9 protein-coding genes are annotated in these 12,324 nt (G+C 61.0%); 4 read left to right on the top strand and 5 right to left on the bottom strand.

The genetic code is table 11. The features are described 5' to 3' along the window. Positions 1–13 precede the first annotated feature (13 nt). From QA640_RS13425 to ectB, 4 genes are all read right to left on the bottom strand, one after another. Positions 14–1,420 (bottom strand): SLC13 family permease, encoded by a 1,407-nt coding sequence (locus tag QA640_RS13425; protein WP_283041119.1) that lies wholly within the window; start codon positions 1,418–1,420, stop codon positions 14–16. A 130-nt stretch (positions 1,421–1,550) separates the two neighbouring features. Then, complete coding sequence (locus tag QA640_RS13420; RefSeq protein ID WP_283041118.1) at positions 1,551–2,552, bottom strand: aromatic ring-hydroxylating dioxygenase subunit alpha; 1,002 nt, start codon at positions 2,550–2,552, stop codon at positions 1,551–1,553. Positions 2,553–2,631: 79 nt separating this feature from the next. Then, entirely contained in the window at positions 2,632–4,164 is a 1,533-nt protein-coding gene (locus QA640_RS13415) for a 4-hydroxyphenylacetate 3-hydroxylase family protein (protein WP_283041117.1), read from the bottom strand. Positions 4,165–4,212: 48 nt separating this feature from the next. Further along, positions 4,213–5,484 carry a diaminobutyrate--2-oxoglutarate transaminase gene (ectB, locus tag QA640_RS13410; protein ID WP_283041116.1) on the bottom strand — a complete coding sequence of 424 codons (1,272 nt, stop codon included), beginning with the start codon at positions 5,482–5,484 and terminating at the stop codon, positions 4,213–4,215. A gap of 358 nt (positions 5,485–5,842) precedes the next feature. Between ectB and QA640_RS13405 the strand changes: the two genes are divergently transcribed. From QA640_RS13405 to QA640_RS13390, 4 genes are all read left to right on the top strand, one after another. Next, on the top strand, positions 5,843–7,153 hold the full coding sequence (locus QA640_RS13405; protein WP_283041115.1) for a SidA/IucD/PvdA family monooxygenase: 1,311 nt from the start codon (positions 5,843–5,845) through the stop codon (positions 7,151–7,153). Positions 7,154–7,161: 8 nt separating this feature from the next. Further along, entirely contained in the window at positions 7,162–9,171 is a 2,010-nt protein-coding gene (locus tag QA640_RS13400; RefSeq protein WP_283041114.1) for an MFS transporter, read from the top strand. Between the two features lie 181 nt (positions 9,172–9,352). Further along, positions 9,353–10,894, top strand: a complete 1,542-nt coding sequence (locus QA640_RS13395; RefSeq protein WP_283041113.1) for an ABC transporter substrate-binding protein — start codon at positions 9,353–9,355, stop codon at positions 10,892–10,894. Positions 10,895–11,261: 367 nt separating this feature from the next. Continuing rightward, a complete protein-coding gene (locus QA640_RS13390; protein ID WP_283041111.1) occupies positions 11,262–12,002 on the top strand; it encodes a GntR family transcriptional regulator in 741 nt (246 codons plus the stop codon). Between the two features lie 120 nt (positions 12,003–12,122). Here the strand turns inward: QA640_RS13390 and QA640_RS13385 are convergent, their stop codons facing one another. Next, complete coding sequence (locus tag QA640_RS13385) at positions 12,123–12,284, bottom strand: alkaline phosphatase family protein (RefSeq protein ID WP_349253719.1); 162 nt, start codon at positions 12,282–12,284, stop codon at positions 12,123–12,125. Positions 12,285–12,324 lie beyond the last annotated feature (40 nt).

Below are 12,324 nucleotides of genomic sequence, written 5' to 3'. Positions count from 1 at the left end.
GTCATCGATTCCATCAGAATTGTCCGAGTAATTTCCACCAAGCGAAGTTCAGTGGCACGATCACCAGGATCGATAAAACCGCCAACACGATGGTCAGTTTTGTCGTCGCTATTGCCGAAGCGCCGCCGAGTTCGGCGGCCACCACGATAGGCGGCGCCTGATAGGGCAGGAACACCGTCGAGAATCCGATGACCTGCACCATAATGACCGTGACCAGATCGAAGCCCGTCCGAGCGCTGATCTCGCTCGCCATCGGCGTGAATAACGCCGGTTCTCCGTTTGCTGTCGTCACCACCGAGAGCGAAGCAGTCAGCCCGACCAGCGCCAGATAGTTGCTGAAGGTCGCACCCGGGCTGAACGGGATGACAGAGAGGAGGAATCCGCTGAGCTCGCGGCCGAGCCCGGTATGATCGACCGTGGCGACAAGGCCGAGCAAACCCGCGACGTAGAACACGGTCCGGAAATTGATCGATGTGAACGAGGCCGCCTCGATGATGCCGATACCGGGCATCAGGCATATTGTCGCCGCAGCCAACCCGATCCAGGCGGGCTGAATGTGATGGATGGAGTCCGTCATCCAGAGCGCGAGAGTTGCGGCGATAATGATGCTCAAACGCCGCTCTTTCTCGCTGAACGGCGCACGAGCGGGCGCCGTTCCATCTATCGCTGTGGCGTCGAGCTTGTCCGGAAAAAGGACCAGGATGGCCGCGGTGATAAGTACGCCCTTGACGATCCCGAGCACCGGCGCGTGGAGCAGGAGATAAGGAAGATAGGAGAAACGCACGCCGTAGATCGTTTCAGCGGCGCCTGCCATCACCAAGTTCGGCACATTGGCCGGCAGGATCGAGGTCGACAGCATGAACGTGGCAAATCCAACCGCGAGCACGACGCCGGTTCGCCCGGGCCTGCCGGGAGCGAGACCCAGATGGTCGGCCAGCGCCAGCATGATCGGCACCAGCAACGAGATGCGGCCCATGTTGGACGGCATGACGAAGGACAAGCCGAAGCTGATGACGACGATCCCGCTGATCAGGCGGACGTAGGATGTCGACAGCGAGCGCGCCAGCGCTCCCGCAATGCGTTGCGCCAGGCCCGTCTTGCTGATCGAGAGACCCACGATCATGCCACTGAGCACCAGCCAAAAGGCCGAAGAGGCGAAGCCGGAGAAAATGACGGAAGAAGGCGCCAGCATCGTCAAGGTTGCGAGCGCGAAGAACAGGAGCGTGGTCGCAATTTCCGGTATGGCCCCGGTCGCCCAGCACCCCATGCATAGCAGCCCGATCGAAGCCGCTTGTGCAATCGGAGGCGCCATGTTGACGCGATAGGCGACACCGAGCACCAGCCCCGCAGCACAAGCGATCGCCGCGAAACGAATCGTCTCAGTCCAGCCCGGGGCCGTCGCTGGCGCAGTGCTCGTCATGGCGCTCGCTTTCGCAGAAGATCCCTGCCCTCCAGCGGGCGGCGATGAGCACTGGGCCTTGCGCGAAGCAGAGCTGATGGCTTCACTGGATTCTCCTCGAGAGCCAATTGCATCACGCGCTCCCGTCAACTCAACTCGCCGGGACCGACTCGATGGTCGCTCTTGGCGCGCCGGAATCCAGCGTTGATGCGCGCATCGGCATGGGCCCCTCTCCGGCCAGCGCGCGAATCCAGCGGCGGTATTCCACGCCGAGCAGATCGCTGCGCAAATGCATCTCTTCCTTGGGATTGAGAGGCAACGGCTTTGGCCGCTGCGATTCGACGATCAAGCGATCCTGCTCGAAGACTCTGTCCTGCCGCTCCAGAATCTGCTCTACGCTCAGCTCCCAACCAAAGTTGATCGCCACCGTGAGATGCACCACGCAGGTCTCGAGATCGACCGGCGTCACCGCCAGCAGCGTGCAGAAGCGCTCCACTTCTCCGGTCTTCTTGTTGAAATAGGCCGTCGTCGGGCGAAAGCAGTGATATTCATAACGAGCCGTGACCGGGATCCCGCGATGATCACCGTAGGGCTGGAATACCGCAATCTCGCCCGTTTTCAGACCTTCATCGGTCAGCAGAACATCGTAATCGGCGAGTTCGTCGGGGGCGTCGGGATTGCCGTTGAGGTTGGCGTGCACGAACGGAAAATGAGCGGCGTCGAGAAAATTTTCGACCGCGCGAAGCGCATTGGCGCTGTAGTGATATGGTCCGGCCTTGACCTTCCGATAGCTCGTGTCGTCCCACACCGGAAACGGAGGCACATCGGCAACCGGGGTCCCCATACAAACCCAGATATAGCCGTATCGTTCGGTTGCATGATGTCGATAGGCTGCAGCACGGCCCGTCGGCTTTGTCTTCGGGTGGGCCGGATAGCGGCGGCAGTCCCCGTTGGCGTTGTACTCCCACCCGTGATACGGGCACACCACGCAACCGTCCTTCACCCAGCCGAGCGACAACCGCGCGCCCCGATGCAGACAGTAATCCTTCCACGCGTGGATCTCGCCGTTGTGGCGCCACAGAATGATATCCTCGCCCAACAGCCTCGCCGGCACGATGCTATCTTCGGCCACCGCCTGGCTCGCGAGCACCACGTGCCAGTCGTTGACGATGGCCCGATAATCCGGCCTTTGGGTATCCCAGGTGGGAGCTATGACCATTGCATTGGCCCCGCTAACCGTTGGTCCAGACCGGATTGGTCCAACCCGACAAGTCGTAGTCGCTCATGCAGCGCCGGACCATGGCGAGCGATTGCTCGACAATGCCTTGTTTCGCCGAATGCCCGAGAAGGTCGAGCCGCACCTGCTCATTGTTGCCGGCGTAGTTGTACTCGTAGAGCTCATGCCGCCCGCCGAACTCGCTGCCGATCGCATCCCAGACCAGCTTGTAGAGCTTGATGCGATGTTCAGCGTCGGAATCAGAACCGCGGTAAAAGCGATCGATCAGAGGCCTGAGCAGTGGCGATTTCAGATCGGCCGCGCTTGAAGGCATCGCAATCGGTGCGCCTCCCAGCGCTGTCTCGAATATCTCCTTCATCTTGCCGTTGAGATACGTGCCGAAATACCTGGCTGTGGCGGCCACCTCGAGCCTCGGCAACACGGTTCCGTTGGGCCCTTGATCCGGCTCGGCGCACATCGCCGTGGTCAGCGACCACATCAAGTTGCGCCAGCCCGCCACTTCGGCGACCTTGGTCTGAACACCCCTGAAATCGTACGTGCCGTTGGAGCGCAGGCCCGCGATCAGAAGACCGAGCATGAAGTCGAGCTTGACGGCGATCTTGGTGGTCGACTGCAAGGCATAGCGGTTGAGGAATCCCGAGGCCGCATAGAAGCTGCGCGCCTTGTCGATGTTCCGATAGATCAGCAGATTCTCCCAGGGAACGAGGACATCGTCGAAGATCAAGACCGAGTCGTTCTCGTCGAAGCGGGCGGAGAGCGGATTGTCGAAGGGGCTCAACGTGGAGTCCTCGTAGGACCGCCGACACATGACCTTGAGACCCGGAGTGTTCATCGGCAGCACGAAGACGAGCGCAAAGTCCTCACCCTTGCCCTTCTCGAAGGAGACCGCGCTGTTCTGGGCGACGAACGTGGCGTTCGACAGCGCCGCGCTGGTTCCCACCATTTTCGCGCCGCGTACGATAATTCCATCGTCCCGCTCCCGCACGACGTGGACGAAAACGTCTTCCGCTTCATGCACGGGCCGGTTTCGATCGACCGGCGGGTTCACGATCACGTGGTTGAAGAACAGCGCCTTCTCGGCGGCTGTGCGATACCAACGCAAGGCGTTGCCTTCGAACGGATTGTAGAACTCCGAAAACGAGCCGAGGGTCGCGATGAAGCCCGCCTTGTAATCCGGCGTGCGGCCCATGAATCCGAATGTCATGCGTGCCCAATGCGCAAGCGCATCGCGCGCCTTGAACAGATCGTCGGAGGAATAGCTCGAGGTAAAATACCGATGCGTCCGGAATCCCTCCGGGCTCGTGGTCAGCATGACGTCCGCGGTGCCCGGGTCGTGCAGCGCGTCATAGAGATGGGCCAGCGAGCGCGCTGCGTTACGGAACGCGTGGTGGCTCGTGACGTCCCGAACGGGCTCACCGTAGATGAAGACGCTGCGGTCGTCGCGCAGGCTGTCGAGGAACGAGGCTCCCGTCATGAGCGCGCTGGCGGCCTTCGTTTCGGCGGGCTCTTGAACCGCGAGGTTGGGCATGTGAACAGGCTCCGATGGGCTGGACAGCAGCATCAAGGAAAAAGGGAGTCAGACTGCGACATCGAGCTGCGCGGCTTCGATTTCGGCCAATGCAGCGCGCAGGACCCTGTCCAAGCCGTCGCAAAGAGCCTGCTCCGGTATGGTGAGCGGCGGCATGATCTTCAGGACCTGGTCCCATGCGCCGCAGGTTTCGACAATGACGCCATCGGCAAGCGCGCGGCGCGCGACGCTCCGCGCAAACTCGCGATCGCTCCAAGCCACACCTTGCAGCATGCCGAGGCCTCGTACCTCGCCGCGGGTCGCGTGAGCGATCCTTTGCAGCCGCTCACGCATCAGTTCGCCCTTGCGCGCGATCGCGCGCTCGAACGCTGGCTCGCGCCACAGTCGCAGCGCCTGCGCCCCGGCCACAAATGCCAGGTTGTTGCCGCGGAAGGTTCCGTTGTGCTGTCCTGGCTCCCAGACGTCGTGTTCGGGACGAATCAGGACGAGCGCCATCGGCAATCCCAATCCGCCAATCGACTTTGCCATGCAAACGACGTCGGGATAGAGGCCGGCTCGCTCAAAGCTGAAGAAAGGACCGGTTCGTCCGCAGCCGGTCTGGATTTCATCCACGATCAATAGCGCGCCGTGCCGGCGTGCGACCTCCTGCAGGCCACGAAGCCAGTTGATGCGGGCCTCGTTCAGTCCGCCTTCGGCCTGCAGAGTTTCGACAATGAACGCCGCCGGCGCATCGATGCCGCTCCCGGGATCGCTCAGCGCCTCGTCGAGATATGCGAGGGTGTCGACGTGCGGGCCGAGATAGCCGTCGAACGGGAATCGATCGACTCCGACGAACGGGAGCCCGGCGCCGCTCCGCTTGCGCCGCGCACTCGACGCGCCGAGGGCACCGAGCGACATGCCGTGAAAGCTGTTGGTAAAGCTCACGACATTGGTCCGCGAGGTCGCGCGCCGCGCAAGCTTCAGCGCGGCCTCCACGGCGTTCGCCCCGGTCGGACCCGTGAACTGCATTCTATAATCGAGATGGCGGGGCGCGAGGATGGTCTGCTGGAACTCACAGATGAAGCTCCGCTTGGCCCCCGTATACAGATCGAGCGAATGCGTAACACCGTCCGCGTGCATATACTCAATTACAGCCTGTTTCAACTCCGGATTGTTGTGGCCGTAGTTGAGAGCGCCGGCACCGGCCAGGAAGTCGATATAGGAGCGGCCGCGCTCATCGAAAAGCAAATGCCCTGACGCCCTGTGAAATACGACAGGGATGTCACGACAATAGGACCGAACCTGCGACTCATGTTGTTCGAAGATCGACTGGGATTCCACAGCGCGCTCGCTCGATTTGATTTATTTAATCCGCAAGACCAGGTTATACATCTTTAGGTTGCCTAATATCATGAAACATGTAACACGAAGAAAGTAAAGAGCCAAGAATCGCCGCCTGGAGCGTTGTCGATGACGAGGACATCCATTTCGATGCCCAACACGGCGCTCGAACCGGCGCGGCCGTTCGCGCGCGAACTGCAGGACGTTCCCGATCAGCATCTCGCGCCGGCGTTGCAAATGCAGTCGGTCCATCACAGCGGCGATCGCCGCAAAAAGGCGCAGAGATCACGCACCGATTCCGGCCGATCTCGACGAGCCGGCCGTTCGCATCGCGCATCACCAACATGAGTTAGCATCAATGACCGAAACTGCGTTCGACATTGTCGGCATCGGATTTGGACCGGCGAACATCGCTCTTGCGGCGGCGCTGGAGGAGCGTGACACGCCTCATAAGGTTGCATTCCTTGAGGGGATGAATGCACCCGCCTGGCAACCCGCAATGCTGCTGAGCGGGTCCGACATTCAGAACAATCCCTTGCGCGACCTCGTCACTCCGCGCAATCCGCGAAGCCAATATTCGTTCATCAACTTCCTTCACGAGCAAGGCCGTCTGTTCGAGTATCTCAACCTCGGAGTCGAGTTCCCGCTGCGCAAGGAATATGCGCAATACGTGACTTGGGTCGCGCGGCATTTCGACCGCTGGGTTCGCTATGGCCGCACCGTGACCGACATCAAGGTCGGAGGCGGAGATGAACAATATGTGGTTTCGACCGCGTGCGGCGAAGCCTATTCGGCGCGCAGCATCGTCGTCGCCCCAGGCCGCACACCGCTCGTTCCTCCGCCCTTCGAGGGCCAGGAAAGCGAGCGCCTATTTCATCTCACCTGCTATCTTCCCAGGCTCGAGCAGTACCAACGGCGTCATGGTACGCCAAGGACCATCTGCGTCGTTGGCGGCAGCCAAAGCGCGGTGGAGCTGATTCTCGATTTGTCGGCCCGCTTCCCGGAAGCCAACATCGTCAACGTTCAGCGCGGCTACGGTTTTGCGCTCAAGGACACGAGCCCGTTCAGTGATCACGTCTATTTCCCGGAGCACGTGGATTATTATTTCGATGCTTCGCCGGCCAGCAAGGCAGCTATCGACGAGCAACTCAAGCGGACCAACTATTCATCGGCGGACGGCGACGTCATCCGGAAACTCTACCTCACGATCTACGAACAGAAGCTGGACCGCGTAGAGCGAATTCGTATCCTTACGAATACGAGGGTCGTCTCGGTTAGCGAGTTCAAAGGTGCCCCACTGCTTGCCCTCGAGGAAATCCACCACCATCAGGAGAGCAAGCTCTGCGCCGATATCGTCATCCTGGCCACCGGCTTTCGCAATCTTGGACCAGATCCTAGCCAGGAACGCTTTCCGCCGATCCTCGCCTCGATAGCCGACCGGCTGCTGACCGACCAAGCGGGGGTGCTGCACGTGGCGCGCGACTATCGACTACTGCCGAGGCGCCCCGAAGTGCTCTTTCCTCCGATCTTCCTCAATGGCCTGTGTGAAACCAGCCACGGCATGGGCGACGCCGGCTCGTTCAGCCTGTTGTCACTGCGAAGCGATCTGATCGCCACATCTCTCGAAGCCGCCCTAGCCGATCAATCAACGCTGCTGCAAGCCTCGTAGGGTGCGCCATGTATCATTATCCGAACTATCGGGAAGAGAATCCTGAGCGCCTGATCCCGGTCATCCAAGCCTATTCACTTGGATTGATCATCAGCCACGACGGCGAGCGGTTCCAAGCCAGCCACATTCCGTTCATGGTCGAGCGAGGGCCGGATGGAGGCTGGCAGTTGCGCGGACACATGGATTGCAACAATCCCCAGCTCGCGATGCTCGACGCGGCATCGGTCTACATCGTCTTTCAGGGACCAAACTCGTACATCTCGCCAAACGTCTATGTCACGCGGCAACTACCGACGTGGAATTATGTGGCCGTCCATGTGGAAGGGCGCTGCAGGGTCGAGAGGCCAGGCCTGGACATTCTGAATGACATCGCGCGCCTCGCGCGGGAGGCGGAGCGCAACGGCGACGGCTGGGTTCTCGATCAGTCGGAACCGCGCGTCCGCAACCTTGCTCCCCTCATAGGCCGAATTGTCGTCGACATCGAGCGAATGGAGGGCCGCTTCAAGCTGTCCCAGGAAAAAAGTCCGGCCGAGCGCCAGGCCGCCACCGCGCACTTGGCCGGCCAGACTCCGACTTCGGCGCGACCATTGCTCGAAGAACTATCCTTCGGCCGCAGCCCGAAAACCGACGAAATGCCACCCAAACCACAAGCTCGCACGGCCTCGGACACTCCAGGTGACACCGGGCGCATAGACGAAGCCAGCATCGTATCGCGCGTCACGGGCCGTCTCATTCCCTTTCTCTGCCTGGTCTACTTCTTCTGCTTTCTGGATCGCGTGAATGTCGGGTTCGCGGCGCTGACAATGAATACGGACCTGGGATTGACCGCAACAATGTTCGGCTTCGGAACAGGCGTGTTCTTTCTGGGATACGTCCTGTTCGAGATTCCTTCCAATCTGGCGCTCAGACGCTTCGGCGCGCGCCGCTGGCTTGCTCGCATCATGATTGCTTGGGGGTTGATCTCCGGGACGACTGCTTTCGCGTCGGGACCATCCAGCTTCTATGTCATTCGCTTCCTGTTGGGGGTCGCCGAAGCCGGGTTGCTGCCCGGCGTCATATATTACCTCGCCTGCTGGGTGCCGGATACGAAGCGGGCGCAGCTCCTCGGTCTCTTCATGGTTGCCATCGCGCTGTCGGGTCTGATCGGCGCGCCTCTGTCGGCGCTTCTGTTCAAGCTCGACGGCGTGTTTGGCCTTGTCGGCTGGCAATGGATGTTCATCATCGAGGCTACCCCAGCGGTCGTGCTTGGTCTCGTGACCCTGGCTTACCTGCCGGAGCGGCCTGCCGATGCGAGCTGGCTCTCGCCGCAGGAGCGCGCCTGGCTCCAAGCCAGAATGGATCAGGAGGAAAGGCAGCGCACGAGCCAGCATCCGCAGACACTGCAACAGACGTTCACGAGCGCCCGGGTATGGTCGCTGGGCTTGGTCAACTTCGGTCTTCTGGTCGGCCTTTACACCATCAATTTCTGGCTGCCGCAGGTGATCAAAGAGGCTGGCATCACGAACCCCTTCGAGGTTGGACTGATCGCGGCGATTCCCGCGCTGGTCGGCGCCGTCGGCATGGTCGCATGGAGCAGACGTTCCGACCGCAGCGGTGAACGGACCTGGCATCTGTTGTTCGCGATCGTCGTCGCGATCGTCGGATTTTCGTCGGCGGCCTCAGCTCCCAATCCGGCGCTGGGTATCGCGTTCCTGACCGTCGCCGCGCTCGGCATCTATTCGGCGCTGCCCTTGTTCTGGAGCATGCCAACTCGCTTCCTCAGCGGCGCCGGCCTCGCCGCCGGACTCGCGCTGATCAATTCGATCAGCAATGTCGGAGGCTATGTCGGCCCACAATTGATGGGATACATCAAGGACAGGACGGCGAGCTTTGCGCCGGCCTTTGGTCTGATTGCCTGCACCCTCTTCGTTACCGCAGCGATCGTAGTGCTTTCCGACCTCGCGGCGATCAAACGGATTCGTTTCCGAAGCCAAACCGACGAGCTGCGGGATCCGATCCAGCAGCCGGACCATGCCTGACGACTTCCGAGACGCCATACGTCCTTATCGCCGCGACCGTCCGCGTGCTTTCGACGGACCGCGCGGCAAGCGTTTTGGAATTACGATATCTTCGCTGGTCTCCTTGACCGTGGAGCCGCCGACGCTGTGTTTCGGCGTCTACCAGAGTTCAGCTTGAAAGCCGCTTCTCCCGGAAATCATTATGACCAATGATTCCCCGTCATCGATCGAAACGCGACCGCTCCAAGAGCGAACCGTCACCATGCTCGTCGATCCCGAGCCGACGACCCTGATCGCGCTGACGAACAGCGCCGATCCGACCATGCTCGTCTCGGGCAAGATCAACGAAGGCCTCCTGTCCTACGATTTCGAACTCAATCCCGTGCCGCAACTCGCGACCGAATGGCGGTTGGACCCGTCGGGCCTGATGCTGACTTTCACGCTGCGTCCGAATGTGCGTTGGCACGACGGCGAGCCCTTCACCTCAGCCGATGTTGCCGCTTCGATCATGCTCTTGAAGCAATTCCATCCGCGAAGCCGATCGACCTTTGCGAGCGTGACGGAAGTGCAAACGCCGGATCCGCTGACCGCGGTCATCTGTCTTTCGCAGCCCGCGCCCGCGCTGATCCATGCGCTTGCAGGCGCGGAATCGCCAATGCTGCCGGCGCATCGCTACAAGGAATCCGCGCCGTCGGCGAGTGCCAACGAAACCTCTCCGATCGGGACCGGTCCCTACATCTTTCGGGAATGGATCAAAGGCAGCCACGTGACGCTCGAGCGGAATCCCGCCTATTGGGGCGCGCCGCAGCCGTTCGTTACTGGCTTGTCCATTCGCTTTATCGGGGATCCGCAGGCGCGCGTGGCTGCAATTGAAGACGGTGCGATCGATATCGCGCCGCAGACGCCTGTGCCGGTCGCGGCGCTCGAACGGCTGTCGCGCGCGCCACACCTCCTGTTCGAGACAAAGGGTTACGAATACACCAACCAAATTGTCCGTCTGGAATTCAATCTCGACCACCCTATCCTGGGTGACTACCGTGTTCGCCGAGGTATCGCGCATGCCATCGACCGTGCCGATCTCGTGGCCGCGGCATGGAATGGCTACGCTAAAATGGCGGTCGGCCCGATCAGTCCAGACTTGCGCCCGTACGGCGCCGAGCGACTGGTCGTCCCGGAACTCGATCATGTCGAGGCGGAGCGCTGGCTCGATGCCGCCGGCCTCAAGCGCGATTCCAATGGCAGACGCTTCGCGGTCGAACTCGATTTCGTGCCGGCCGGCGACGGTTACAAGCGGACCGCCGAAGGCGTCGCGAAGGCGCTGGCAGAGGTCGGCATCATAGCCTCTGTTCGCATTCAGGATTTTGCGACCTATGTGCGAAGGATCTATACCGATCGGGAATTTGCGTTTGCGATCGCGCGCAGCAACAACATGTTCGACCCATCGGTCGGCGTCCAGCGCACCTACTGGTCGCGCAATTTCCGCAAGGGCCTCCCGTTCTCGAACGGTTCTCACTATGCGAGTCCTGAAACCGACAATCTGCTCGAACAGGCTTCGGTCGAACCTGACCCCGCCAAACGCCGCGACCTCTACCTGGCATTCCAGAAGCGCGTGATCGCGGATTTACCCGATATCAGCCTGCTTGCGCCATCGCAGATCACGATCGTCAACCGAAGGATCAAAGGACACACGATCTCGGCCGACGGACCGAACGCAAATCTCGCCGAGGTGACCATCGCACCTTAGCCAGGTATCCGATACGCCACGTGCAATCCCTTGCCGACGAATTCGCCGGACGCTCGATCGAGATTCAAGAGCCGCTTGGCGAGCGACGGCTCCGAGGCATCAAATGCCGCTCCAGCACTCTCGATCTCGGCCAGCACTGCCCTGGCCGTATTCGCGGGTCACGCCCCCACAGCCCATTCCTTCCGCCGACACGAAGCGTCTCCAACGAACCGGTAGGCTGAGCCGCCACGCAGACCTTCATTCCTCTCGACGGGTAGTCACCTAGAGACTATTCCCCACATGGTCGACGATATTCGACTGTTTTCTCAAGGAATCAGGCGATAATATTGCTCGGTTGCGGAGGCAACCAACATGGAACTGAGTGGGGATGCCCAAACTTAGTCGAAACACCCTGACGAGCGACGCCTATGATATGGTGCGCTCGATGCTGCTTGACGACAGTCGATTCCAGCCCGGGCAGAAACTAAGCGTGGAGATGATCTCGCGTGAGCTGGGGGTAAGTCGCTCGCCCGTTTGGAGTGCAATTGCGCGCTTGGATGCGGAGGGACTGGTGGATGTCTCGCCGCGCCAGGGCGTCTACCTCGTCGCATTCGATGAGGAGCACCTCAGCGCCTTGTTCGAGACGCGGGAAGCGCTGGAAGGCATGGCGACCCGACTGGCCGCATTACGCATGAGCGACGAGGAGCTAAGTGCGCTCGCCGCGACGATGAAGCACCAGAAGACGCTACTCACCGAAAAATTTGAGCGCGAATTTGCTGCGTCTGCGCTCAGGTTTCACGAACAGATCCTTCGTGGCGCGCGAAGCCCGCTGATCGAACGGCAACTCAATGGCATCTATGCGCGCACGAGTGCGATGTGCCGGGGTCGCACGGGGCCGCGGACGGCCAAGGTGCTCACCGATAATTTCAAGGACCACAACGAGATCACCAAGGCGGTGCGCGAACGGGATGAGGACACTGCCGAGGTACTCGCGCGCATGCATGTGCAGCGGCTCAGGGCGGCCCTGCTGAACTCGGCAGTTCATTCGAAAAATAACAAGGTCAGTTCCGCTCCACCGATCGCCTCGGGGGCGGCGCGCCGAGGCTACCGGCCTACCGATCGCAAGTGATCGGCATCCGCCTCCGGCAGGCCGGCTAGCTTTGGTCTCTCAGGAGGTTGTCCATCTGGTCTGAACCGAGGAAGTTGAGGTTGCGAAGCTTCAGTGTTCCAAGGAGAGACCAGATGAACGTCAACAAATGTGCCAGTTGCGCTCGACGAATTTCACGAAGGACGAGTGCTCGCCGTAGACGTGGCTGACATGTCCGCCGCGCGAGAAAGGCGATACCGCGATCATCGGAATCCTGGGACCGGTGCCGAAGAAGTCGACCGGCTGGATGAAGCCGGAGTTCATAATAGCCGCCGCCCTCGTCCACCGTGACGAAGATAGCCGT

The sequence above is a fragment of the Bradyrhizobium sp. CB82 genome (assembly GCF_029714405.1).
Taxonomy (GTDB): Bacteria; Pseudomonadota; Alphaproteobacteria; order Rhizobiales; family Xanthobacteraceae; genus Bradyrhizobium.
The sequence above is the reverse complement of the archived record's forward strand: the minus strand, read 5'-3'. Positions and strand labels throughout refer to the sequence as shown.

What these genes read in the sequence shown, in the direction of transcription:
- QA640_RS13425 (WP_283041119.1), bottom strand. Translation starts at nt 1,420, where the DNA reads ATGACGAGCACTGCGCCAGCGACGGCCCCGGGCTGGACTGAGACGATT.
- QA640_RS13415 (WP_283041117.1), bottom strand. Translation starts at nt 4,164, where the DNA reads ATGCCCAACCTCGCGGTTCAAGAGCCCGCCGAAACGAAGGCCGCCAGC.
- QA640_RS13405 (WP_283041115.1), top strand. Translation starts at nt 5,843, where the DNA reads ATGACCGAAACTGCGTTCGACATTGTCGGCATCGGATTTGGACCGGCG.
- QA640_RS13400 (WP_283041114.1), top strand. Translation starts at nt 7,162, where the DNA reads ATGTATCATTATCCGAACTATCGGGAAGAGAATCCTGAGCGCCTGATC.
- QA640_RS13395 (WP_283041113.1), top strand. Translation starts at nt 9,353, where the DNA reads ATGACCAATGATTCCCCGTCATCGATCGAAACGCGACCGCTCCAAGAG.
- QA640_RS13390 (WP_283041111.1), top strand. Translation starts at nt 11,262, where the DNA reads ATGCCCAAACTTAGTCGAAACACCCTGACGAGCGACGCCTATGATATG.
- QA640_RS13385 (WP_349253719.1), bottom strand. Translation starts at nt 12,284, where the DNA reads ATGAACTCCGGCTTCATCCAGCCGGTCGACTTCTTCGGCACCGGTCCC.